General features: G+C 42.8%; 20 protein-coding genes. 11 read left to right on the top strand and 9 right to left on the bottom strand.

All coding sequences use genetic code 11. The annotated features are described in order from the left end of the window. Nucleotides 1-12: 12 nt before the first annotated feature. From pepA to ACHUGF_RS04620, 8 genes are all read left to right on the top strand, one after another. On the top strand, nt 13-1,521 hold the full coding sequence (gene pepA / locus ACHUGF_RS04655) for a leucyl aminopeptidase (protein WP_394129620.1): 1,509 nt from the start codon (nt 13-15) through the stop codon (nt 1,519-1,521). Nucleotides 1,522-1,686: 165 nt separating this feature from the next. Next, nucleotides 1,687-2,136, top strand: a complete 450-nt coding sequence (locus tag ACHUGF_RS04650) for a DNA polymerase III subunit chi (RefSeq protein WP_394129619.1) — start codon at nt 1,687-1,689, stop codon at nt 2,134-2,136. A 30-nt stretch (nt 2,137-2,166) separates the two neighbouring features. Next, the gene (locus tag ACHUGF_RS04645; protein WP_394129618.1) at nt 2,167-5,067 is read left to right on the top strand and encodes a valine--tRNA ligase; all 2,901 of its coding nucleotides are present in this window, start codon (nt 2,167-2,169) and stop codon (nt 5,065-5,067) included. Between the two features lie 193 nt (nt 5,068-5,260). Continuing rightward, on the top strand, nt 5,261-5,599 hold the full coding sequence (locus tag ACHUGF_RS04640; RefSeq protein ID WP_394129617.1) for a PBPRA1643 family SWIM/SEC-C metal-binding motif protein: 339 nt from the start codon (nt 5,261-5,263) through the stop codon (nt 5,597-5,599). Between the two features lie 241 nt (nt 5,600-5,840). Then, the gene (locus ACHUGF_RS04635; protein ID WP_394129616.1) at nt 5,841-6,548 is read left to right on the top strand and encodes a cupredoxin domain-containing protein; all 708 of its coding nucleotides are present in this window, start codon (nt 5,841-5,843) and stop codon (nt 6,546-6,548) included. Beyond that, nucleotides 6,548-8,902: an EAL domain-containing protein gene (locus tag ACHUGF_RS04630; protein ID WP_394129615.1), complete on the top strand. Its 2,355-nt coding sequence runs from the start codon at nt 6,548-6,550 to the stop codon at nt 8,900-8,902. The genes ACHUGF_RS04635 and ACHUGF_RS04630 overlap by 1 nt, the downstream gene beginning before the upstream one ends. 118 nt (nt 8,903-9,020) lie before the next feature. Then, the gene (locus ACHUGF_RS04625) at nt 9,021-10,301 is read left to right on the top strand and encodes a hypothetical protein (RefSeq protein ID WP_394129614.1); all 1,281 of its coding nucleotides are present in this window, start codon (nt 9,021-9,023) and stop codon (nt 10,299-10,301) included. Nucleotides 10,302-10,527: 226 nt separating this feature from the next. Next, nucleotides 10,528-12,078, top strand: coding sequence for an MFS transporter (locus ACHUGF_RS04620; protein ID WP_394129613.1), 1,551 nt, complete (start codon nt 10,528-10,530; stop codon nt 12,076-12,078). Nucleotides 12,079-12,138: 60 nt separating this feature from the next. Here ACHUGF_RS04620 and ACHUGF_RS04615 read toward each other — a convergent pair whose 3' ends face one another. From ACHUGF_RS04615 to ACHUGF_RS04600, 4 genes are all read right to left on the bottom strand, one after another. Then, nucleotides 12,139-12,969 (bottom strand): hypothetical protein, encoded by an 831-nt coding sequence (locus ACHUGF_RS04615; protein WP_394129612.1) that lies wholly within the window; start codon nt 12,967-12,969, stop codon nt 12,139-12,141. Further along, entirely contained in the window at nt 12,962-13,513 is a 552-nt protein-coding gene (locus tag ACHUGF_RS04610; RefSeq protein ID WP_394129857.1) for a sigma-70 family RNA polymerase sigma factor, read from the bottom strand. Before ACHUGF_RS04610 ends, ACHUGF_RS04615 begins: the two co-directional genes overlap by 8 nt. A 73-nt stretch (nt 13,514-13,586) precedes the next feature. After that, entirely contained in the window at nt 13,587-14,723 is a 1,137-nt protein-coding gene (locus tag ACHUGF_RS04605; protein WP_394129611.1) for a YfbK domain-containing protein, read from the bottom strand. 137 nt (nt 14,724-14,860) lie between these two features. Then, on the bottom strand, nt 14,861-15,604 hold the full coding sequence (locus ACHUGF_RS04600; protein WP_394129610.1) for a hypothetical protein: 744 nt from the start codon (nt 15,602-15,604) through the stop codon (nt 14,861-14,863). A 657-nt stretch (nt 15,605-16,261) separates the two neighbouring features. On the opposite strand from ACHUGF_RS04600, the gene purE reads away from it, so the two are divergent. Together purE and purK are read left to right on the top strand one after the other, a co-directional pair. Then, nucleotides 16,262-16,753, top strand: a complete 492-nt coding sequence (gene purE / locus ACHUGF_RS04595) for a 5-(carboxyamino)imidazole ribonucleotide mutase (RefSeq protein WP_394129609.1) — start codon at nt 16,262-16,264, stop codon at nt 16,751-16,753. Further along, nucleotides 16,753-17,835: a 5-(carboxyamino)imidazole ribonucleotide synthase gene (gene purK, locus ACHUGF_RS04590; protein ID WP_394129608.1), complete on the top strand. Its 1,083-nt coding sequence runs from the start codon at nt 16,753-16,755 to the stop codon at nt 17,833-17,835. The genes purE and purK overlap by 1 nt, the downstream gene beginning before the upstream one ends. 75 nt (nt 17,836-17,910) lie before the next feature. Here the strand turns inward: purK and ACHUGF_RS04585 are convergent, their stop codons facing one another. The 4 genes from ACHUGF_RS04585 to ACHUGF_RS04570 form a co-directional block, all read right to left on the bottom strand. After that, entirely contained in the window at nt 17,911-18,528 is a 618-nt protein-coding gene (locus ACHUGF_RS04585) for a transglycosylase SLT domain-containing protein (protein ID WP_394129856.1), read from the bottom strand. Nucleotides 18,529-18,665: 137 nt separating this feature from the next. Beyond that, nucleotides 18,666-19,154, bottom strand: a complete 489-nt coding sequence (locus tag ACHUGF_RS04580; protein ID WP_394129607.1) for a hypothetical protein — start codon at nt 19,152-19,154, stop codon at nt 18,666-18,668. Beyond that, nucleotides 19,126-20,724 carry a glutamate--cysteine ligase gene (gene gshA / locus ACHUGF_RS04575; RefSeq protein ID WP_394129606.1) on the bottom strand — a complete coding sequence of 533 codons (1,599 nt, stop codon included), beginning with the start codon at nt 20,722-20,724 and terminating at the stop codon, nt 19,126-19,128. Before gshA ends, ACHUGF_RS04580 begins: the two co-directional genes overlap by 29 nt. A 281-nt stretch (nt 20,725-21,005) precedes the next feature. Beyond that, nucleotides 21,006-23,822 (bottom strand): M16 family metallopeptidase, encoded by a 2,817-nt coding sequence (locus tag ACHUGF_RS04570; protein ID WP_394129855.1) that lies wholly within the window; start codon nt 23,820-23,822, stop codon nt 21,006-21,008. A gap of 90 nt (nt 23,823-23,912) precedes the next feature. Here ACHUGF_RS04570 and ACHUGF_RS04565 point away from each other — a divergent pair, with 90 nt between their 5' ends. Next, nucleotides 23,913-24,041: a hypothetical protein gene (locus ACHUGF_RS04565; RefSeq protein WP_394129605.1), complete on the top strand. Its 129-nt coding sequence runs from the start codon at nt 23,913-23,915 to the stop codon at nt 24,039-24,041. A 98-nt stretch (nt 24,042-24,139) separates the two neighbouring features. On the opposite strand, the gene ACHUGF_RS04560 is transcribed toward ACHUGF_RS04565, so the two are convergent. Further along, nucleotides 24,140-24,562 carry a YqaA family protein gene (locus ACHUGF_RS04560; protein ID WP_394129604.1) on the bottom strand — a complete coding sequence of 141 codons (423 nt, stop codon included), beginning with the start codon at nt 24,560-24,562 and terminating at the stop codon, nt 24,140-24,142. Nucleotides 24,563-24,882: the final 320 nt, after the last annotated feature.

Here is a 24,882-nt window from a genome sequence, read left to right as displayed (position 1 = left end):
CTAGGAGTGCTCATGGAATTTAGCGTTAAGAGCGGCAGCCCCGAAAAACAACGTTCAGCCTGTATCGTTGTTGGCGTCTACGAACCCCGCCGTTTATCTGGTATCGCAGAGCAGTTGGATAAAATTAGTGATGGTTACATCAGCAATTTATTACGTCGTGGTGATTTAGAAGGTAAGCCAGGACAAATGTTACTACTGCACCATGTACCGAATGTTCTCAGTGAACGTGTACTCTTGGTTGGCTGTGGTAAAGAACGTGAACTTGATGAGCGTCAGTACAAACAAATCATAACTAAAACGATTAGTACGCTTAATGAAACAGGTTCAATGGAAGCAGTTTGTTTCCTAACCGAATTACACGTAAAAGGCCGCGATACTTACTGGAAAGTTCGTCAAGCAGTAGAAAGTACGCAAAATAGCCTTTATACCTTTGATGCATTAAAAACGCGCAAAGGTGAAACTCGTCGTCCTCTACGTAAAATGGTATTCAACGTACCAACTCGTCGTGAACTGACCATTGGCGAACGCGCAATTGAACATGGTTCGGCAGTTGCTGAAGGTATGAGCTTATGTCGTGACGTAGCTAACATGCCGCCTAACATTTGTAATCCAGCATACTTAGCTTCACAAGCTCGCCAAATGGCTGAAGTTTATGAAACCCTAAAAGTCACTACTGTTGGTGAAGAGCAAATGGCTAAGCTGGGTATGAACTCATATCTTGCCGTAGGCCGTGCCAGCACCAATGAGTCAATCATGACTATCATGGAGTATCAAGGCGCTGTTGATAGCACTGAAAAGCCAATTGTTCTTGTGGGTAAAGGGTTAACCTTTGACTCAGGTGGTATTTCATTAAAACCTGGCGAAGCCATGGATGAAATGAAGTATGACATGGGCGGCGCTGCAGGTGTTATCGGTGCAATGAAAGCACTTTGTGAAATGAAGCTTCCTGTTAACGTAATTGGTATTTTAGCCGGTTGTGAAAACATGCCATCAGGCGATGCTTACCGTCCAGGTGACATCTTAACTACAATGTCAGGCCAAACGGTTGAAGTATTAAATACTGATGCAGAAGGTCGCTTGGTGTTATGTGACGTATTAACTTATGTTGAGCGTTATGAGCCTGAAGTCGTGATCGACACCGCTACCCTAACGGGTGCTTGTGTGATTGCCTTAGGTAAACATGCATCAGGTTTATTCAGCTCACATAATCCACTTGCACATGAACTATTAAATGCCGGTGAGCAAAGTGGCGACCGCGCATGGCGCATGCCACTATGGGATGAGTATCAAGACCTACTCGATAGCCCATTTGCTGATATGACTAACCTTGGTGGTCGTCCTGCTGGTTCTATCACTGCAGCGTGTTTCTTATCTCGCTTTGCTAAGAAGTATAACTGGGCACACATTGATGTGGCAGGTACAGCTTGGAACAGTGGCGCAAATAAAGGCTCAACTGGCCGTCCTGTACCATTATTAGCGCAATACTTAATTAACAAAGCAGGCGTTGAAATTAGCGAATAATCCGCTAAAGCTTACTCGAAGAAGGTGAAGCCAGTGCTTCACCTTTTTTATTGGAGTTTACACGCTTTAGAAATGGTTAATCACAGAATATCTGTCGTTGATAACTAGCTAAAACCACCTGTTTTAGTATAAAATCCCTGTTCAATTAATTACCACTACACGTTAATGCCTCAAGCCCAGTTTTTTCTCATGCCAGACACACTTATGACCTCATCAGCTATTGATGATGTGCTGCACAGTGCCTGCCTATTAACTGAGCAGTATTATCGTCAACAACAGACCATCTATATTCATTGCCAAGACAAACAACAAGCGCATCAAATGGATGAATTGTTGTGGCAATTAGATCCGTTAAGTTTTGTACCACATAATCTTAAAGGTGAAGGTCTACATACCGGTTCGCCCGTTGAAATCGGCTTTGATCCCGTTGGTCCTAATAAAAGTCGCCAAGTACTGATCAATCTAGCAGACCAAGTGCCGCAATTTGCGGTAAACTTGCCTCATATAATTGATTTTGTCGCGCAAGACACTGCCCTAAAGCAAGCCGCTCGCCTGCGTTATCGCCAATATCAACAACTTGGCATGCAAGTGAACACGCAACCTCTTGCCGTTTAACCCATTTTTTAATGAAGAACATACGATCCCATGGAAAAAACATACAATCCTAAGTCTATCGAACAAACGCTATACCAGAACTGGGAAGCGCAAGGTTACTTCAAGCCTCACGGTGACGCATCTCAAGGCAACTATTGCATCATGATCCCGCCACCGAATGTGACGGGTAGCCTACACATGGGCCACGCATTCCAAGACACAATTATGGATGCTTTGACGCGATACCAACGTATGAAGGGTAAAAACACCCTGTGGCAAGTGGGTACTGACCACGCTGGTATTGCAACTCAAATGCTCGTTGAGCGTAAGCTTGAAGCTGAAGAAGGCAAATCACGCCATGATTTAGGTCGTGATGCTTTCATGGATAAAGTTTGGGATTGGAAAAAACAATCTGGTGGCACCATCACCAAACAGCTACGCCGCATGGGTGCATCTGTTGATTGGGAGCGTGAGCGTTTCACCATGGATGAAGGCTTATCTAAAGCCGTTCAAGAAGTGTTTGTTCGCCTGTATGAAGATGACCTGATTTACCGTGGCAAGCGCCTAGTAAACTGGGATTGTAAGTTACACACCGCAATCTCTGATCTCGAAGTAGAGAACAAAGAAAAGCAAGGCAGCATGTGGCACTTCAGATACCCGCTTGCTGAAGGCGCACTTACGGCAGATGGTAAAGATTACCTAGAAGTCGCGACTACACGTCCTGAGACAATGTTAGGTGATAGCGCAGTTGCAGTTCACCCTGATGATGAGCGTTATCAATCACTGATCGGTAAACACATTTTACTGCCGATTGTTAACCGCTTAATTCCAATTGTGGCTGACGATTATGTCGACATGGAATTTGGTACCGGTTGTGTAAAAATCACGCCAGCACATGATTTCAATGACTATGAAGTTGGTAAACGTCATAGTCTACCTATGTACAACATTTTTACTTTGGATGCCGCTGTACGCAGCCAAGTTGAAGTGATTAATACCGATGGTACGCCGAATAAAGATGTCGAAATCGACTTACCAGAACGCTACGTAGGTCTCGATCGTTTTAAAGCGCGTACCGCCATTGTAGAAGAATTTGAAACCCTTGGTTTACTCGAGAAAATCGAGCCACACGGTTTGAAAGTACCTTATGGCGATCGCAGTGGCGTGGTGATTGAACCATTACTCACTGACCAATGGTACGTTGCTGTTGCGCCTATGGCTAAAACAGCACTCGAAGCCGTTGAAAATGGTGACATTAAGTTTGTACCACAGCAATACGAAAACATGTACTACTCTTGGATGCGCGATATTCAAGACTGGTGTATTTCTCGTCAGCTTTGGTGGGGGCATCGTATTCCAGCTTGGTACGATGAAAACGGTAAAGTTTATGTTGGCCGTGATGAAGCCGAAGTACGTGCCAAGCACAAGATTGCTGATTCAATGACACTTCGCCAAGATGACGACGTACTTGATACTTGGTTTAGCTCTGCACTTTGGACATTCTCAACTTTAGGTTGGCCTGATAATCTAGAAGATTTAAAAACCTTCCATCCTACTGATGTGTTGGTGACAGGTTTCGACATTATCTTCTTCTGGGTTGCCCGTATGATCATGATGACCATGCACTTCATTAAAAATGAAGATGGCACGCCGCAAGTCCCATTCAAAACCGTTTATGTCACTGGCCTTATCCGCGATGAAGCGGGCAATAAGATGTCAAAGTCTAAGGGTAATGTACTTGACCCGCTGGATATGATTGACGGTATCGATCTTGAGTCGCTTGTTGAAAAACGCACAGGCAACATGATGCAGCCTAAACTTGCTGCCAAAATTGAGAAAAGCACCCGAAAAGAATTTGCCGAAGGCATTGAAGCCCACGGTACTGATGCACTGCGCTTTACTCTCGCGGCCATGGCTTCAACTGGCCGTGACATCAACTGGGATATGAAGCGTCTTGACGGTTACCGCAGCTTCTGTAATAAGCTTTGGAACGCTTCTCGCTACGTATTGATGAACACTGAAGTACAAGTTGAAGGCGCTGCAGATGATGCCATTGGTGAAGCATTAGATTGCGGCCAAAATGGCGGTGAAATGCAATTGTCATTAGCCGATCGCTGGATCATCAGTTTGTTCAACCAAACGGTGAAGACGTTTGATGAACACATGGAAGCTTATCGTTTTGACCTTGCAGCAAACACGCTTTATGAGTTCACTTGGAACCAATTCTGTGATTGGTACTTAGAGCTAACTAAGCCTGTATTGCAAAATGGTAGCGAAGCTGAGCAACGTGGTACGCGCCATACCTTGGTGACGGTACTTGAAAAAATGCAACGCTTAATGCACCCAATCATGCCTTACATTACTGAAACTATTTGGCAGCGTGTCAAAGGTTTAGCAGGCGTTGAAGGCGAAACACTAATGTTAGCGCCATTCCCACAGTTTGATGAAGCCACTGTTGATGCTAGCGCCATGGCAGATATCGAATGGGTTAAACAAGTGATTGTGGCTGTACGTAATATTCGTGCTGAGCTAAACATCGCCCCATCTAAGCCGCTAAATGCCCTACTTCGTGGTGTCAGCGAGCAAGATAAAGCCCGTCTTGAAGCTAACCAAGCCTTTTTCAAAACACTGGCTAAGCTTGAGTCAATGACAGTGCTGGCTGAAGATGAAACAGCCCCAATGTCAACAACCCAGTTAGTGGGTGAAATGGAGTTATTAATTCCAATGGCGGGTTTAATTGATGTGGCAGCAGAAATGGCGCGTATCGACAAACAGCTTGAGAAATTGCTAAACGAAACCAAGCGTATTGAAGGTAAACTTAATAACCAAGGTTTTGTGGCGAAAGCACCTGCAGTTGTCATTGAAAAAGAGCGCGCAAAGTTAGCTGAATTTACCCGTGACATTGAAAAAATGAACGAGCAAAAGTCAGAGCTAGCGAAATTAGAAGCGTAATGCGCTAACCCTCATCAGCTTTTGATGTTTGTAGCAAAGGCAGCCTATTGGCTGCCTTTGCTTTTGAATAATGGTTTAGTCATGAATTTCTATAACATGTCATAACCCCCAACTTTCATTGATAAGGCTAAAGTGTCATTTTCCACTAAGCTTCATTCAAACTATCCACGATTTAACAACCATAGGCGATACCATGTCAGATAAATTTTTCTTCAAAGGGCGCAGAACCCCTAAACCCGCTTATGGAGAGAGTGGTTACAATACTAAGCGTCAGGCTAAACCGGGCACTCAAGCCAAACCATTAATCCTTTCAGTACAAACCAATGAAAGACAAGCTGAAATTCAGCTAATCCTTGAGGCCCATAAGCTATTTGCAACGATTAGTGTTGATGCCAGTACTGATGAAAACATTGCTGAACTTGAAGCAATAATCAATAAGCCTAAAGCGGTAACCGCTGAAGCAAAAATCAATCGCAATGACCCCTGCACCTGTGGCAGTGGCAAGAAGTACAAGAAATGTTGTGGTGGATAAACACTTTCAGTGAATCATTCCTGATTAAACGGCTAGGTTAGCATTTAACACCACTACCAAAGCAAAACTGACGTTTTGCTTTTTTCTTTGCTATTTTACTGTTAAGTAAATATATTTATTTTGTGAAATATTATAAGCTCATTCACGTTCTTATTTTTCTAGACCTGACTATTATTGCCAAATGAAGCACAAGCTTTGACAGCAAATTAGTGATTTGACTCATGAGAAACTAGAGGTAAGTGTGAACATAAAAAGTGTGGCAAATAATGCTATTGCGGCAGTACTGATATGTAGTGCAAGTTTAACAAGTTTGCCAGCCTTGAGTAATCCACTCACCAGTCAACTCACCAGTCAACTCACCATAGTTAATGCCGATTCCACTCCCATGGAAAACATGGTGGTTTATTTGACCCCAATAACTCCATTAACCGAGCAAGATCTTAGCCAACAGCCAACAAAATCACCGATTGAAGTCCATCAAGAAAATAAGCAATTTACTCCTTACATTACTGTCATCCAGAAAGGCTACCAGCTGAAGTTTGTCAATGATGATGACATCACTCACCATATCTATTCCGCTTCTGGCCCTAAACGCTTTTCTTTCAAATTACGTAAAGATAGTGCTCAAAAAGATATGGTTTTTGATCAAGCGGGTCATATTTCAATGGGTTGTAATATCCATGATTGGATGAGTGGACACGTGTTGGTTGTTGACACTTCTTTTTATGGCGTGACGAATGAGCAAGGCCAGGTTGAATTTAACGCCCTACCCGACACCGAGTACCAATTGAATGTATGGCATCCCCAGCTTCAACTTGAAGACAATACCTACAGCCAAAAGCTTAGCACGCCACTGCCGCAAACTTTAACGATACCAATAAATGCCACTATGGATGATATTCCCACTCAGCAAAGCTTAGATGACTTTGAATTTCTGGAAGGGTATTAATGGCAAAATCATTCAACAGCATTCAAACACGCATCTTTGCTTTTTTTATGGTGCTTCTAATCGCCGTTCAAGCGATATCGTTTGCGATTACATATTATGCAAATAAGCGATTAGAGCAGCAACAGCTAGCCAATCAGCTTTCGGTTGCCGAGCTGGTGTTCAAGTCTGAGTACGATAACCGAAACTACTACCTCTCCGCCTTTGCAGAAACGGCTGCCAAAGACTTCGGGCTGAAAGACGTATTTATCGATGATGATAGCCGTAGCTTTTTAGTCGCATTAAATAACCACAGAAAACGGATCAATGCCGATTTAGCCATTGCAGTAAATATACAAGGTGACGTTATTGGCCAGCTAGTCACAACACCTGATGGCATCAATAAGGGCAAAGTGAGCGTAGGTCCCGAGCAGGGAAAGCAGTTTCGCACTCCGCTCTCAACTGAATTTGAAGCTATCAGCCCTTTATACCCGCTAGATAACCATGTTTATCAGTTACGTTTTTCGCCACTCACTAGCGGTGCATCGAACATCATCGGTTGGGTTGGCTTTGGCTATATTATTGGTGATGAGTTAACCCAATCATTATCAGAGCAAACAGGCTTAAATACCGGTTTTATGCTGGTAAGTGACACGACAGAAAGCCAATTAATCAGCCTGTCTAACTCAAGCTTTTCTGATGATGATGGCCAAGTCATCAATGATTTTATTGCCCATGATCAAACCAATGATGAGTTTATTCTATGGCAGTCAGCCTTAGGAGAGCTCAATCTAGCGTCAAATAATAATGCCCAGCTGCATGCTTTTATGTATTTAAGTCGCAGTGATGCGCTTGAGTCTGCTCAAAAGCAATGGTTTCAACAACTGCTGCTGATTTTACTGATGCTGCCCATGTCTCTTTTAGTTGCATACATTATTGCAAGAGGTGTGACTAAACCACTGACTTTGTTGATTAAACAAGCAAGGTTTATCGCAAAAGGCAATTATAGTTCAAAAGTGGAAGTAGGTAGCAGCGCAGAAATGCAGGAGCTTGCAGAAGAAATCACAGCAATGCAGAACGCCATTTTAAGCCGTGAGAATAAAATTGCTTTCCAAGCCTATCATGACCCACTCACCAATCTTGGCAATAAGAATGAACTCACGCGTATAACGACTGATTGGTTCGACAATAAATCCCCCTTGGCAATATGTCTGATAAACATTCGTCGTATGACAGAAATCAACGGCACATTAGGCCATGTCGTTGGCGATGTTGTCATCAAGGAAGTTGGCCGTCGATTATCGAGTTTTGATGAGATTGACTCAGTGTGCCGATTAAACGGCGATGAATTTGTGTTGGCCATTGAACACACTGAGCAGAAAGAACTCATTGAATTAATACGCCATGTTCAACAAACAGTTGAGGCAGAGTACTGTTATCAAGATATCTCTTTGCACCTACAAACCACCATTGGTATTAGCTTTATTCATTACCCAAGCGATATTGAGACATTACTTCGTCAAGCCGATACCGCGCTACAACACGCCAAGAAAAATCGGTTACATCTTCAGATATACCACCAGCAAATTGATGTAAATACCTTAGACCGATTACAGTTGGTCAATGATTTAAAACCGGCAATTGAAAATAATGAACTGGTGCTTTTCTACCAACCTAAGCTCAATTTCAAGCTCAACAAGGTTACCCATGTTGAAGCCTTAGTCCGTTGGCAACACCCAGTAAGAGGCATGATCCCACCCGATTCATTTATCCCTATCGCCGAGAAGATGGGACAAATGAATGCACTAACGCGTTGGGTGATAGACCAAGCACTACATCAATATCATGCATGGAAAGAGCAAGGTATTGAGTTGAGTATTGCGGTGAATATTTCTGCTGAGAATTTAAAAGATAACGTCTTCGGCCAATATGTGCTGCAACAAATACAGGCTAAGCAAGTGCCAATTGAAGCACTAACCTTAGAGATCACCGAAGATGCCGTCGTTGCAGATCCACAAAATGCGATTAAGCAGCTCACGGAGCTTAAACAGCATGGACTGACACTCTCCATTGATGATTACGGCACGGGTTATTCCTCTTTGGCTCAACTAAAGCAACTCCCTGTAGATGAACTAAAAATAGACAAGTCATTTGTGCAAAACCTAATGACGAGCGAAGATGATCGCATTATCGTCTGCTCCACATTGCAGCTAGCTCATAATCTTGGCTTAAAGGTTGTCGCAGAAGGCATTGAAGATGAAGGTTCTTTGCAATGGTTGGCCAAACATCACTGCGAAATGGGACAGGGCTTTTATCTATCTAAGCCAGTTGATGCCAATAAGCTCAGTCAGTGGTTAATGAGCTCTAAGTACCGCTAAAGGTCAAATAGAGTGCAACTATCTACAAGGGAAACAAGAAAAGCGTCAAGCATTACAAAAGAGACCAACACTCACAATCGGTAAATCGCTGTCCGTCAAATAATAACAAGGAAAACGGATGAAATATTGGCTAGGATTATTCAGCTTATGCACTGTGCAGCTCTGCGCCGCAGAGCATGATTTTGCTGCTGTTATTGATATGCGTTTAACCCACACCACTGCACTGGACAGTTATGCCATCGCAGCTCCTACAGGCAATGCCATAGCAGATAGATTTGCCTCAGATAGTTACGTTGCAGGTGGGCTTGGAAAGTTTCGCTTTAATGAAGGCACTCAAGTATCTCTGGCACAAGCAGGTTTGCAATACCGTGTTGATTGGGATAATCCGCTGTCAGCGATAGTCGTAGCCAATAGCTATGTTGATGGCATCAATAATAATATTGGTATCACAGAGGCCATGGTGAAATACCGCGGTCTGCCATCACAGTCTGGTCTTAGGTGGCAGGCAAAACTGGGTTTAATGTACCCCAGTATTTCTTTGGAAAACGTCGCAACAGCTTGGACATCACCTTACACCTTAAGCTACTCCACCATGAATAGTTGGCTAGGTGAAGAATTTCGCCACCTTGGTGCGGAGGTCACTTTAGAACGTCTTGGAAAACCCAACAACTCTAAGCATAATTTTGCACTATCAGGTGCCGTTTTAAAAAATAATGACACCGCGGGTGCAATGTTAGCTTGGCATGGTTGGACATTAAGCTCTCGGCAAACCTTACTCAATGAAACCTTGCCCATCAGTAATATGCCAAGCCTAGATGGCATATTTAAAGATCAAGCCAGAGATTCAGATCCTTTCAAAGAACTTGATAACCGTTTCGGTTACCATATTCATGGGCAATGGCACTATCAAGGCCATGGCAAGCTTACTGCTGGTTATTATGATAACCGCGCCGATACCAGCATAGTCATTAATGGCCAATATACTTGGCTTACTCAATTTAGTCATGCAGGCATTAAGTGGCGCTTGCCTTACTCCATCGAATTTATCAGCCAATATATGCTTGGCAGCACCTTGATGCAGGGGCCAGATGGCGGCGATGCAGTGAATAATGACTATGACTCAGCCTTCGTTTTACTCAGTAAACGGTGGGGACCACAGCGCCTGAGTGTGCGCGGCGAGCTATTTTCCGTCACTGATAATGATGCAATGGTTGATGATGATAACAATGAAGATGGCGCGGCATTCACCCTGTCATATCAATACCGATTACACAAAAACTGGTTTATTCAAGCGGAATACAACTATGTGCACAGTGACCGACCTGCGAGGGTTGAGCAAGGGCTCGATGAAACCCAAACTGAGCAACAATATCAATTAGCAGTAAGATGGTTCCTTTAATACGCTTCTATGATTAACTCATTACAGATAACACTTAAAACAATTATCTGAATACACCTACCCAGTTTCTGTTCGGTTTTTAGACGTTTTAGGTATCAATGCCCCTCCCTGTGTTAAAAAGCAGGTATACAACCTGCTTTTTTGCAACACAATCTTTGGTAATTACTTACAAATTAGGTAAAGTGTCTGCTAGTTTTTCACGATAATATCAATAAAAGGGTGAATTATGGGCACAAACCCACAATCAACAAACGATCTCACCGAAGTTAAACAGCTAGGAATGTGGGCCTCGATTACCAGTTTAGGTTACATTTTCTGGCTGGTAGGCGGCATGGAACTGGTTGAGCGAATTGCTTACTATGGTGTAAAAGCCAGTGCGGGCCTTTACGCAAAGTCACCAGCCTCTGAAGGTGGTCTGGGTATTGACTTGCATGACTACGGTATCATTCTAGCCGTTTGGGCAATGCTGCAAACTTTCATTCCAGTACTTACCGGCGGTATCTCTGACCGAGTCGGCTACAAAGAAACCATCTTTGCATCTACCATCATCAAAATTGCTGGCTATTTATTCATGGCATTTTTCCCTAGTTTTTGGGGCTTTTTGATTGGTGCCATGTTGCTGGCCGCGGGTACAGGTATTTTCAAACCCGGTATTCAAGGCACATTAGTGTTATCCACTCGCCGTGAAAACACCTCCATGGCTTGGGGTATTTTCTATCAGGTTGTGAACATTGGTGGCTTCCTTGGACCTCTAGTTGCCGTACATATGCGTCAACTGTCTTGGGATAACGTATTCTTCGCTTGTGCCGCAATTATTTCACTGAACTTCTTATTCTTGCTGATGTATAAAGAGCCAGGTAAAGAAGAGCGCCTTGAGCGCACCAAGAAAATCAAATCAGGAGAAATCCAACAAGAAGCACTGTGGAAAGACGCACTACGCGAGCTGAAAAAGCCTGTCGTCATCTACTACATGCTGGTATTTGCTGGCTTCTGGTTCTTATTTAACTCATTGTTTGATGTGTTGCCTATCCATATTGCTGAGTGGGTTGATACCAGCATTATCGTTACCTCGCTGTTTGGTCCAGAAGGCACCAGTAGTGGTATTTTACAGTTCTGGCTAGGTCTGAATAATGAAGGAACCAAGGTCATGCCTGAGGGGATGCTCAACCTTAACGCTGGTATGATCATGACCACCTGTTTCTTGGTTGCCGCTTTTACCGCAAAGTACCGCATTACCACAGCAATGCTAGTCGGTTGTATCCTAAGTATCGCTGCTATCATGCTTGTTGGTGCATTCAATGCTGCTTGGATGATTGTATTAGCGATTGCAATGTTCTCTTTAGGTGAAATGATGATTAGCCCTAAGAAGAACGAATTTATGGGTAACATTGCCCCTGAAGGTAAAAAAGCCATGTACTTAGGGTTTGTGATGCTACCTCAAGGTATTGGCTGGACATTAGAGGGTTACTTCGCGCCGAAGCTTTACCAAATGTATGCTTCGAAAGAGGTGATTTCTCGTAATGAACTATTGAGCAACGGCTTAACTCAAACCCAAGTTGATGCTATTCCTCAAGGTGAAGCCTTTACCCGTCTTGTAGAGGTCACGGGAATTGAAGCGCAACAACTTACTCATGCGCTTTATGAAGCCAATAACATTGGTATGGCTTGGTATATTATTGGTGCTATCGGCATTATCTCTGCTGTAGGTATTTACATCTATGGTAAGTGGTTACTGAGAATGCAGCGCCAAGATCAAGCTGCAATGGCCGCAGCATAATTAAGCCATTTACCCCAAGTTAAACATAAAAAATGGAGACCTTAGGTCTCCATTTTTATTTTAATAATCGGTAAATTGCTGACTCAATTCTCTATACTGCTGATGTAATGGATGCTCCGGCTGCAATAACTCTGGAAAACGCTGCTGGATATGCATTAAGTAAGCTTGCGCTTGTTGCGTTTCCCCCTGTTTAAGCAGTTCAGTTAATTGAGTTAAAGCAGATTCCGCGGTATCAAGTGATACACGAGTTTCAGAATGCGCTGCTATTTCGTTAATTGAGCGACCTTTCAATTTAGCGTGCGGTGAACCTGTTAACGGATTAGCTGCGGCATCAACCATAGGTTGAGCGGCATCCTCATAAGATTGCGCTGGCATATCTGCTTGAGAAGATCTAATGGCAGGCATACTTGATGTTTCACTACTATTCGCTTTTATTCGCTCAGGGCTGCTAGCCTGCTCAGGGCTTTTGCTCAGCTCAGAGCTGTTCATTAACATTGGCTCAGAAGCCGTTGTTTGTGGCGCACTCATCAACATAGATTCAGGGCTGGTCATCTGCAGCTCATTAGGCATCTGGTTAATATCGTCAAACTCTTGTGGGTTCATTACAAATAGCCCAGCAATAATCACAACTGAAGCTGCGCTGGATAAGCCTAACTTATGTTGTTTCCACCAGCTTAGCTTAACTACCTTATTGGGTTCATTAGAGTTAGAAGGTTCCGAAATATCCGCCTCATCATGTTGCAATTGCACATGACGGTTCGCTTGAGACAATATGGCTTGATCTAGTTGAGCACTTGGTTGCTCTAATGCTTGCTGATGATATTGCTCAGATACTTGTTGCTGCAGCTGAGTAAACTCATCATCTGATTCATGTTGTGTTGGTTTAGCCATGACTTACCTCCTGCCACCTAGCATCTACGCAAGCCTTAATACTCTTATAAGCATAGCGAATGCGACTTTTGGTGGCTTCTAGGGTAACGCCAGCAATCTCACTAATACTGGCTGCCGTTAACCCTAATTCAATATTGAGCAGAAAGGCTTCTTTTTGCACAGCTGGCAATTTTTCAATGCAATCTTTCATGGATTGTTGCTGTTGATCTTTTTCAAACTGATGTTCAGGTTGATGACTATCATCAGCACTAAAACTGTCCATGGTTTGCTCTTCGTCTAACGCTTGCGTGTTATCTAACGGCTTAACTGCCCTGACATGATCAATAATCAAATTATGGGCAATCTTATACAGCCAAGTGGTAAATTTGGCTGTAACACTGTATCGAGCAGCAGCATTGATCACTTTACTCCAAGTATCCTGATATAAATCTTCGGCTAATTGTTTGTCTTGAATCTGCCTAACAAAGTACCGATAGAGTGGACCTTTATGCTTCAAGTAAAGTTGCTCAAACGCTTGCACGTCGCCTTGCTGAAATTGCAACATTAACGCTTCATCCCCTTCTGGGGTGGTTGGTATTGTAGAAGCCTGTGACACCTTATTTCCTCAATATAGGCGGTCAGTTTCGCTGCTTGAACTTATCTTTATGCTTAACTAACCACTGATAAAATGCATTCTTATCGTCGTTTTGCTCAGTTGCCATGCCTTGCTGAGCTAGCTCAATCAAATTAGCATAGTCGAAGTGATGCAAATATACATTTTGATTAATTAATTGAACCCAACCCGCGACTGCCGCATAAAACAACCAAGTTTCACTGGCTTGATGGCGGCCACTATGCATCATTTCCAGCGATAACATCACACTGTTACTATTTTGCTTTGATGGTAAGGTCAATTTAGCAAATATGTCTTGGACTTGTCTGTGTAAAGCAGTGTTCTCATAAGGCTGCACAGTCGAGTTGGCTCCAGTTGATTGCTGATGCAATTCATATTTAGCACGCGGCCTAGGTTGCAAGTAGCCTAACTCATTGCGGCGAAGTTCGATAAAAATGATTGCTTGTGTCGTCACGGCTTGTCGTTGCTGCTGGTAGCTCGTCCTTGCATTAAGGTTACGTTGGTCAATTGGGTTGTAACCTATCATTCTAAATTCACTGATTACATTGGGGTTAAAGTTCAGTGTTAGCGGTAACTGGCCATTGTTGCTACATGCATATAGCCCATCACCATTGGCTTTAACCACTAGCATCAATAGATAAGCGCCATGATTGTATGGAGAAGGCGCTAGCTCTGAAAACACGCTGAAACAATCATCGGCAAAAACTTCAAATGCATATTCATCGGCAAATTCAAATTGATTAACGAGCATATCTGCCGTAATTGTATTGGCATAAGGCAAGTTGGGAGATTGATATAGCTGCTTCAATAAACTGTGGCTTGCCCTCGGATTATTGCTCTTACTCATTGCAATATCATCCCTAGCCAGTGACGAATTAACCTGCTCAATAGGGGATGTACGCAATACTATCTGCAACTGAGGAGTTTCACCTGCAACACGAACTCCATTACTGATAAATTGAGCGGGAAGGGTCACTTTTTGAGGAGGGGCAATGCCTGCACTACCCACTACTTGTGGTTTGACATTTTGTATTGCGCCAAGGTATTCAGGTGTCGCAGCGCTAATGGTACCCGTAAACATGCTACAGCTCGCGATTACACCACTCACTAATAAACAGCGTAAGTTCTTTATTGTCATCATATAACTCACTCATTTGTTGCTTCGTTACCTATTTAAACGTAAACAAATCGAAAAAGGGTTATTCAAAAATAAAAAAGGTAAAGCTTGAGTTAGCTTTACCTAGTGTAAAATGCCGCCAATAGACATGTTTACTGCGATTAATTAAATATTTTTTCCAATTCGGGTGCTAATAATTGCCGCTCTTCTTCGGTAAAAAACGCATTATGAGTCTCAATGTACTGCTGCTGAAAATTCGTTTGCTGCATAATCTCATCCATCGCCTCAATTAAAGCTAGACCAGTTGCAGATTTTGAACACACCATGTAGCCATAATCAGGCTCCGTGACATGCTTAATTGGGATTGAGTGCACTTTTACATCCATATTATGACGGTCAATATAGGCTTCAACTTCACCGGAATATTCAATTATCCCCTGCACTCGCCCTTTGACTAACATATCAATCAAAGTCTCAGAAGAGTCCATTCCGCCACGTTTGAAAAAATGTTCAGGATGCTGCTCAACCATACCGTTAATGTAATCACCGTAAGAGCGGTCTTGGGCAATGCCAATACTGCCAGGCGAAACTGCTTGGTGTTGTGATAAATCGATTAACTCAGGAAGTTCACCTGGGTTGTCATATAAGGTCACCACTCTAAGTGGCGGATATACACTGATGGGTAACTTACTATAGTGGCCAAGTTTTTCCCGTTGAGTGCTTTTAAACTTATTGTATAAACAAGCATTATCTAAACGTTTCAGCTCAAACCAACCACGAGTAAGGCTGACCTGTTCTTGGGTGAATGCTAATTTCTCACTACTGCTCTTGATGATTAAACTAAACAACCCCATTGGCTGCTGTTCTAATAAGTTCACGTCTTCCGTATCGGTTTCTGCAAACACAATACCATGTAATGGCGCTCCATTAGCAAAAGAGGCGAAACAAATGCTCAGTGCAAGGCTACTGGCAAATAAGCAGGCCCTGTTCCCCGATTTTTTAATCAGCCTTTTGGTTCTACTACCTAATCTAAATAGGGGGGACACACAATTATAATTATTATGGGTTAGCATCTATGCCCTCATTGGTTGAGCAAAGTAATAAACATCCTTTAGTGTTGCGAGCATCCTGCAGAGATTTGAAAGGTAGAGCGCTTAAGTAAAATCTTTAAATAGTTCAATATTGCACAGCATCAACTGAAAAAGCTTCATATTGATAACAAGTTTATAGCACAAACTCATACTAATAGCGTGTGTTGCAGGGCAAATTTAGTTTGAAAAATTCTAGAATCTGTCAAAACTGGCACTAACAAGACGATTCACTAGCGCACTAAATATAATCAGTCATATTGACTGCTTATCAACGATGGCATTTTGCTGAATATTCGATTTTATAAACTGAGTGTTAGCCGCAAAAAACACTGAACTACAGCCAAAAAAGAGGCAACGTGCTATTATCTAGCCCTTTTTTTATGCCATCTAAATTCAGCCAAATGATATTCTCGGTCTGAATCAAAATCATAAAAATATAATTACTAAATATCAGTACCTTAAGGAGTATACATGCAAGCGCTTGTTGCCGTTGTTATGGGTTCAAAAAGTGATTGGCCAACCATGGAAGCCGCCGCACAAATTATGGATGAGCTAAAAGTGCCATATCATGTGGAAGTCGTCTCTGCCCACCGTACTCCAGATAAGCTGATGGACTTTGCCAGTACCGCTGCAGACAAAGGTTATAAAGTCATTATTGGTGGTGCCGGTGGTGCCGCACATTTACCAGGTATGATTGCATCTAAAACGCCACTGCCAGTATTAGGCGTGCCGGTTCAATCTAAAGCACTATCAGGTATGGATAGCCTACTCTCAATCGTGCAAATGCCGAAAGGCATTGCTGTAGGTACTTTAGCTATTGGTACAGCTGGAGCATTCAATGCAGGATTATTAGCGAGTCAAATCCTAGCGACACAAGACCCTGAATTAATGCAACGTTTGGAAGGTTTTAGAAATGCGCAAACCAATAGCATTTTAGATAATCCAGATCCGAGAGAAGCATAATGACGCAGCAACAAAAAGTATGGGTGCTAGGTAATGGCCAACTTGGCGCAATGATGGCACATGCAGGTCAACCGCTTGCACTCGATGTTCGCCCTGTCGATATTATGACACCCGGTATTGACAAATTACCTTTAGGTGAGAATGATATTATTACCGCAGAGCGTGAACAGTGGCCAGAGTCTGCCACGAGTTTACAACTCAGTGAGCATCCCCATTTTATCAATGGTCCAATTTTCGCAAGATTAGCCGACAGGTTTACCCAAAAAAGCCTACTGGACGAATTAAATGTCGCCACCGCCCCTTGGCAACTTGTTGAGCAAGACACCCAAGAAGCGACATTGCACCAATCATATGGTGAACGAGTACTGCTTAAACGTCGCACTGGTGGGTATGATGGTAAAGGTCAGCATTGGCTAAAACAAGCTGAGTCCACCAGCATTCCAAGCGATTGGCGCAACGAAGCCATTGCAGAGCAAGCAATCAACTTTGATGAAGAAGTTTCATTAGTGGGTGTTCGTACCCAAGATGGTCGCTGCTTGTTTTATCCTTTAGCGTTAAACCTGCATCAAGATGGCATTTTGATGGCTTCTATTGCGCCGCTATCTCGCCTCAATCACTTACAAGCACAAGCAGAGCAAATGCTAAGCACTATTATGAATGGCTTAGATTATGTTGGTGTGATGGCGATGGAATGCTTCAGGCTCGGTGATAACTTACTCGTCAATGAACTTGCGCCTCGTGTGCATAACTCAGGTCACTGGACGCAAGCAGGCTGTCACATTAGCCAATTTGAGCTCCACTTACGTGCCCTGTGTAATTTGCCCATTGATACGCCACAAGTTAATTTCCCATGTGTGATGGTGAACTTGATTGGTGTTGAAAAGGATGACCGCTGGATAAGTCTGCAAAACGCAGCGCTATTTTGGTATAACAAAGAAGTGCGTGTGGGTCGAAAAGTCGGTCATCTTAACCTGTCTGCTCACAATCAAGCGTTAGTACATAACAGCGTTGGTTCGCTGAAACAGTGGATGCCAGAGCAATACCAAGCGCCACTAGATTGGATATTAAAAGAGTTCAGCTAATTATGTTACATTGTTGATACCAAACTAAAAAAGGCGCTTAATGCGCCTTTTTTGTGCTCTATTGGTTAACTCAACCTAGCCGAAGAATAAGCGCCATAACCAAGAGCTATCAAGGTCGTCCTTACAAGTATTGTATTGGGCAGCATAACGACGAGAGCGTTCATCAACTCTGTCTGCCACTGGGCCTAACCAAGCTTTTGCTCGGTAGGTTCCACGACGATAACCACCCCAACCTTCATGGTAATTTAAGTACTGATTCTTCGCATCCCACTTAGATACACCATTCACCTTATGGGTTTTAGCGATAAACCAGCCCATAAAGTCCATGGCATCTGCAAAATTAGTGCGGCTTGACCATGAATTCCCTGTTTCTTTAACATAGTCATCCCATGTCATGGTTTTCGCTTGTGCATACCCATAGGCACTACTGGCACGACCGGTAGGAATAAAGCCTAAGAAATATTGCATTGGCGGCCTGGCATTATGCTTAAATGAACTTTCTTGATACATCATCGCAATGGGTACGTGTACGGGCACCCCCCATTTATTACGGGTATTCACAGCCGCTTTGTACCATGAGCGGTTTTCTTTAAAGATGGCACAAATGTTTTCGGGGTCTTTTGGGGGAGGCGTCGCGCAGCCACTGAGAAATAGCACAAAGAAACAGCTTAAAAGCGCCAGACGATGCTTAATAAAATGGGTAATCAAAACAGTAATCAACAATCGTTATTCAAATCAACACTGCTAAACAGTTTCACATCTAACGCTAAATATTGCAATGTGAACCGATGCCAATTCATGCGGCTTATCACAACAAATAAATCAGCGTGTTAGCTTTGAGATGGCCACTGACACTCGACCTCATCAACTTGCCAAATAACCGGCTGCCAGTAGTCAGTATCATGTCCAACATAGGACTTGTCAGTTAGGAACTGTGCGCCTAAGTGATAACGTTTATTCGGCTCGACATTAATGCTAATAGTTTTGGTTTGCCTGGACTCCACACTCACCTTCAGCTCGGGGGCAGAAATGAGTTCAGCCACAGTAAACTCATATGTCCCCGGAGCTAAGCGGTAATTAGGGCGGGATATGATGGGCTTCTGATTTACACTGGTTACCACAGTGCGGTATAAATGTGATTCTATATCAGGCGCTAAATAGCCAGATACAAAACCACATTCAGCCACCTGACTTTGATGGGTTGAACAAGCCGTAACCATAAAAGTCAGTGTGAGGACAATACTAAACCGCGTCAGTATTTTTCGTGGTAATTTCAAACAACTTAATCGATTAGCTAACGACATCTTTAAAATAATCATTCAAGAAATCATCAAAACTCGGTTGTGGCTGAGACTCAATGCTTTGTTGCTGCTCAAGTGAGTCTTGCGCTTCGTGCTGATAATTATCTCGCATTTCATCCGACAAAGCATAACTCGATAACTGTTGATGATACTGAGTCATTAAGCCTTGAACCCAGTCTCCATGATCTCGCCCTTTGACGACGACTTCATCGTGGATACGACCAGATAGTGTTAAACTCGGGTCGTCCACCGCCGCTTGCCAATGTTTTAGCGCCTGGCTATAAACACCATCAACGCCATCATCAAGCAAGCGAGCTAATGATGCTAGCTGAGAACATAGCTCAGTTAACCAAGACTGTAGTCCAACACTTTGTCCATCTCGCGTCAGGCGTAAACCAGGTTTACGGCCTTGTACAATCACCGCCTGCAAGTTAGCCGCTATCTCAGCTTCTTCTGTCTCAGTGCCAGCTTTTGAAGGCGTTAATAAGCAATGCAGTAAGAATAAATCTAAGAACCTAACTTGCGAGGCATCAATACCAATTGGACTAAATGGGTTCACATCTAGAGCACGCACTTCAATGTATTCAACACCGGCACGAGCAAGTGCTTCAGAAGGTTTCTCTCCAGATTTAGTCACTCGTTTAGCTCGAATTGGCGAGTAAAACTCATTTTCAATCTGCAAAACGTTACTGTTTAGCTGGCGATACTGGCCATCGACCTTCACACCTATTTGGGCAAAGTTATCAGAAGGCATGCGAATGGCGGCGCCGACACCATCAAGATATTGTGGCAATGAGTTATAGCTAATATTTAACGACTCTTGCTCTTTATTGGTATACCCCAAGTCACTCATTCTCAATGAGGTGGCATAAGGTAAATACAAAGTACCATGACCCGTTTTCTTAAAATCAAAACCTACCAGCTGATCTTTAATGAACGAGCTACATAATGCTGGAGATGAACCAAACAGGTAAGGCATCACCCAAACCAAGCGGCGATAATTACGAATTAAGCCGAAGTAGGATTCTGAGATAAAGTTTTGCTTAGAGCCATCGCCATTGGCAATGATGTCAGAATTGTTAAGTTGCTTGTCATACAACAGTTGCCATAACTCATCAGACACAGAAAAGTTAAAGTGAACCCCCGCAATGATTTGCATCAGTGCACCATAACGATGGGTTAACCCTTCACGGTATAAGGTTTTCATTTTGCCAGTGTTAGACGTGCCATATTGGGCGATAGGAATGTCTTTAACATCCCCCACATAACACGGCATACTCACAGGCCATAAACGTTGGCCGTACATGTTCTGCACACTGTAGGCATGCGTTTGAGTTAACCCTTCAAGCAAGGTCTCAATATGATTATTGACTGGAGTAATGAATTCTAACAAGGCTTCAGAGTAATCAGTGGTGATCCTTGAATGAGTCAATGCTGAACCTAACGCTGAAGGATGAGGATCTTGTGCAAGTTGCCCATTCTCATTGATCCGCAATGCTTCACGCTCAATACCACGTTGCATCCCCAGTAATGCATCGCGCCCAGTCTCATTATTAAGCTGCTCGATGACTTCATTGAAAGATTTCAATATTCGATTCTCATGTAGTTAACGCATAGCAAGCTATTCTTCAGCGTTGCGATGCCTATGACTCATTTCGTCATTGTTAGGCAATACTTCCGTGTATTGTATTCATTTGTACCCAGGGGCAACAGTAGCGCTAGTTTACCTTATAAATGCTTGTGCTGCCGCAGCTGATAACATCTGTTTACATAAAGCAAAAACGGCAACTTGAAGGTTACCGTTTTTAGAGATAATTACGCTGTTATAAATATGGGGCACAATGACATAAGTTCAAGCCCCAGCACAGATTATTTTATCATTATAACCGGATAGTTGAGCGATTTTAATTTGTCTTCAACCGTAGCGGCATCCCCCACCACTAAAATCACCATATCATCCAGCTTCAATAGCTGACTAGCGAGTTGATTTAACTCATCTAATTCAACATTTTGGATAATATTTTGCTGGGTCTCAGTAAAGTTATCAGCCAAATTATAACGCTGGATCATTCTTAAGAATCCGGCTTTTTGATATGGCGTTTCATATTTCAAGGCCTGCCCTTGAGAAATGGAGCTACGCATGAATGCCAGTTCTTTATCTGTCATACCATTGGCTTGAAACTGGCTAATTTCATTGAAAAATTCAGTGAGAGACTCTGCCGTTACATCCGTTCTCACACTGGCGCCAGCACTAAATCTTCCTGTTTCCTTGCCGCCTCTAAAGCCACTTCTCGCCCCGTAGGTATAACCTTTATCTTCACGAAGATTCAGATTAATTCGGCTGTTAAATGCACCACCTAATGGGTAGTTCATCAATGTCGCTTTAAAATACTCGCCATCAGCATCATAAGGCAGAGATGTGTTGCCGATAGCAATCACAGACTGAGCCGCGCCAGGGTGATCTAACAAATAAATCTTACCAGTCTTGGCGAGAGTTTCATTGGGTTGTGTACTGGCAACAACGGCTTCTCCCTGCCACTTGGCAAAAGCGTTTAACTTCGGCGTTAATTGTGATTTAGTTAAATTTGATACCACTACTATCTTGGCATTACCGGCGCGGTATTGTTGCTCATAAAATTGCTTAACATCATCAAGGCTAATCGCCGAAATAGACGCTACACTACCTGATTGACTTACCCCAGATGGCGTTTTATCACCATAAAGTAACTCTGAAAATTTAGCTCTTGCAAGGTAGTTAGGATCAGACAAACTGTGTTGAACACTTTGCAGTTGTTGCTGCTTGATGCGAGCAAAATCCTCTGGCGTGAATGCTGGCGTGAATAAATGCTCCTCCACTAGAGCTAAGGTCGCATCGAGGTTCTCCGTTAAACTGGATACTTGAATCACGCCTTGCGCTGCTTGCGAGCCAAAATAAATTGAAGAGCCCAGCATCTCTAGGGCATTGGCTAGTTCTTCACTAGAGCGCAGTGTTGAAGATTCATTGAGCATTGCGGCAGTGATTTGAGCTAAACCCGCTTTTTCAACAGGGACAAGTGCATGACCACCATCAAGGTAAATAACTAACTCAACTGTAGGTGTTTCATCAGTTTGTGTGCCAATAACAGCAATACCATTAGCTAAGCTATCACGCCAAAGTTGTGGCACTTTTACCACTGGTGCAGGCCCTTCTGAAGGCATAACACTGCGATCAAAACTGGACGTAATTTGATTAAAATTGAACTCTCCATCGACCGCTTCTTCTGCAATCGCAGGTGTTGGTGCAGTAAAGTTGTCCGCATTGGCAATTAATTGTGTTTGCCCTTCAGGCACCACGCTCATTACCACCATCGGTTTATCTTTAATGTAAGTGTTAAACACTCTCATGACGTCTGCTTGGGTGACATTGGCATAACGCGCTAAGTCTTTCTCAATTTGATTGGGATTGCCGTAGTAGGTTTGGTTTGCAGCTAATAACGACACTTTACCTTGAACACTTTGTAAACTGAAAATAGTATCTGATTCAAATTGCACTTTCACTTTTTGTAGATCTTCTTCAGTCACACCGCGCTGTTCAAATTCAGCAATAGAAGCATTGATTTTTTGCTCTATTAAGTCCAACTCCCCACCTTTAGCTGGGTTAGCTAAGGCATACATACTGAACTGACAGGCAAGCTCCTGACAGGGATGACTCACCGCCGCCTGCACCGCATAGCCATCACGAACGAGATTCTTATAAAACAGTGATGTTTTACCACCACCAATAATATTGGCTAATAAGTCCAAAGCTGCTTCATCGCCATGACCGGCATAAACCGTAGGAAAGCCAATATAAATCAAGGGTAAATGCACTTTATCTTGCATCGATAAATAGCGCGTTTTATCAAGTGTCACTGACGTTTTTTCATCAGCCTTCACCTCAGGGCCTGCTGGTATTTCAGCAAAATATTGCTTAACCCAAGCCAGCGCCTGTGCTTCATCAAAATCACCGCCAATGGTTAACGTGGCATTATTAGGCCCATACCAACGTTGGAAAAAGTGTTTTACATCAGTTAAAGATGCACGCTCTAAGTCTTCAGGCCAACCAATGACTGGCCATGAATATGGATGCCCTTCTGGATAAAGTGCCTGATTAAACCTTTCATTCATACGGCCATATGGACGATTATCGATGCGTTGAGCACGTTCATTCTTAACCGTTTCACGTTGCACTTCGAACTTTTCAGACGTTAAAGCTGGCAAGAAAAAGCCCATTCGATCAGATTCTAACCACAGCATTTTTTCAAGTTGATTGCTGGGGACGGTTTCAAAATAATTGGTTCTGTCAGTATTGGTTGTACCGTTTAGCGTACCACCCGCTTCGGTAATAATTTTAAAATGCTGCTCATCACCTACATTTTGCGAACCTTGAAACATCATGTGCTCAAATAAGTGCGCAAAACCACTGCGACCTGCTAATTCTCTCGCAGAACCAACATGGTAAGTCACATCAACATGGACGAGAGGGTCTGATTTATCTTGATGCAGGATGACAGTTAAGCCATTGTCTAACTGATACTTTTTGTATGGGATATTCACCTTATCAGCTTGCGCTTCAACGGTCTCAAGTAAGTTAATACCATCAGGTAAGGTGTTTGATTGATAGGTTGCACAACCTAATAGTGCGGCAGATATGCCCGCTACTAGCATCCATTTTTTCACTTAACACTCCTTTAATCATCCCAAGGCAGTGCGCTGGGCATTGCTCTTATGAACTATTGATTAGTTGAGAGTGCCATAATGCAGCGCAAGATGGCACAAAAAGGTGTAACAAAATACAGCGATATCAACTTAGAGTATCAATTAAGGAAAGGTTCAATGACTATTCGCCAAGATGTTGAATTCTATACCGCTCTACTCAATAAATAAGCTGGTTAGCTCTTCTAACTACAGGCAGCTTTTAACAACACCCTGAAGTATTTGGATGATCGACTTAAAGCATACTGATGCCCAAATAGATAAACGCATTAAGAGAAATACATAAAACCGACAACAATCACACTGTAGCGAATCGTTTTACCAATCAATATCATCAAAATTGAACGACCTATTGGCAGTTTTAGCCAGCCCGCGATTAAACATAAAATGTCGCCAATCAGTGGCAGCCAAGACATGATCAACGACCAAGTGCCGTACTTTTCAATCCAAGCAACACTCTTTTGGTAATGTTTATGTTTAAAGTCTTCGGGCGATTTAGCAAAACGACCAACATAACCCAAATAATAACTGGTCACAGCGCCCAAGGTATTGCCAATACTTGCCACTATTAATAAATTCATCCATGCTTGAGGTTGCTGTGTAAGCAAGCCAACAAGTAAAACTTCTGATCCACCTGGTAACAATGTTGCAGCTAAAAATGCGCCGCTAAACATGATCCACAACTCAAGCATTTACTTACCCTTTGAAAATCCACATAAAAAGCCGCTAAAAATAACACTTCATATTTTGGTATAAAATGTATAAAATCAACATTTTAGCAACAAGACGTTTTGTGTGTATAAGTTATAACAAATCACGTTTGTTTGTCTTGTTCACGCTCAATACAATGCAATTAATCTTTATTAATCTGCAACGATTTTACCTTGTTATACAGACCCTATATTAGGCTTTGTCTTTCACCGTAACGATGTTCGAATTGTAGTTTAGACCAAACAATAAACTCACTCTCACCATATCTAAAGGGTGATTGATGAAATAATAAACTCTGGAA

The organism is Shewanella maritima (genome assembly GCF_043643735.1).
Lineage (GTDB): Bacteria > Pseudomonadota > Gammaproteobacteria > Enterobacterales > Shewanellaceae > Shewanella > Shewanella maritima_A.
This window is presented reverse-complemented; position numbering and strand designations above follow the sequence as displayed.

What these genes read in the sequence shown, in the direction of transcription:
- pepA (WP_394129620.1), top strand. Translation starts at nt 13, where the DNA reads ATGGAATTTAGCGTTAAGAGCGGCAGCCCCGAAAAACAACGTTCAGCC.
- ACHUGF_RS04650 (WP_394129619.1), top strand. Translation starts at nt 1,687, where the DNA reads ATGCCTCAAGCCCAGTTTTTTCTCATGCCAGACACACTTATGACCTCA.
- ACHUGF_RS04645 (WP_394129618.1), top strand. Translation starts at nt 2,167, where the DNA reads ATGGAAAAAACATACAATCCTAAGTCTATCGAACAAACGCTATACCAG.
- ACHUGF_RS04640 (WP_394129617.1), top strand. Translation starts at nt 5,261, where the DNA reads ATGTCAGATAAATTTTTCTTCAAAGGGCGCAGAACCCCTAAACCCGCT.
- ACHUGF_RS04630 (WP_394129615.1), top strand. Translation starts at nt 6,548, where the DNA reads ATGGCAAAATCATTCAACAGCATTCAAACACGCATCTTTGCTTTTTTT.
- ACHUGF_RS04625 (WP_394129614.1), top strand. Translation starts at nt 9,021, where the DNA reads ATGAAATATTGGCTAGGATTATTCAGCTTATGCACTGTGCAGCTCTGC.
- ACHUGF_RS04620 (WP_394129613.1), top strand. Translation starts at nt 10,528, where the DNA reads ATGGGCACAAACCCACAATCAACAAACGATCTCACCGAAGTTAAACAG.
- ACHUGF_RS04615 (WP_394129612.1), bottom strand. Translation starts at nt 12,969, where the DNA reads ATGGCTAAACCAACACAACATGAATCAGATGATGAGTTTACTCAGCTG.
- ACHUGF_RS04610 (WP_394129857.1), bottom strand. Translation starts at nt 13,513, where the DNA reads ATGTTGCAATTTCAGCAAGGCGACGTGCAAGCGTTTGAGCAACTTTAC.
- ACHUGF_RS04605 (WP_394129611.1), bottom strand. Translation starts at nt 14,723, where the DNA reads ATGATGACAATAAAGAACTTACGCTGTTTATTAGTGAGTGGTGTAATC.
- purE (WP_394129609.1), top strand. Translation starts at nt 16,262, where the DNA reads ATGCAAGCGCTTGTTGCCGTTGTTATGGGTTCAAAAAGTGATTGGCCA.
- purK (WP_394129608.1), top strand. Translation starts at nt 16,753, where the DNA reads ATGACGCAGCAACAAAAAGTATGGGTGCTAGGTAATGGCCAACTTGGC.
- ACHUGF_RS04580 (WP_394129607.1), bottom strand. Translation starts at nt 19,154, where the DNA reads ATGATTATTTTAAAGATGTCGTTAGCTAATCGATTAAGTTGTTTGAAA.
- ACHUGF_RS04570 (WP_394129855.1), bottom strand. Translation starts at nt 23,822, where the DNA reads ATGCTAGTAGCGGGCATATCTGCCGCACTATTAGGTTGTGCAACCTAT.
- ACHUGF_RS04565 (WP_394129605.1), top strand. Translation starts at nt 23,913, where the DNA reads ATGCAGCGCAAGATGGCACAAAAAGGTGTAACAAAATACAGCGATATC.
- ACHUGF_RS04560 (WP_394129604.1), bottom strand. Translation starts at nt 24,562, where the DNA reads ATGCTTGAGTTGTGGATCATGTTTAGCGGCGCATTTTTAGCTGCAACA.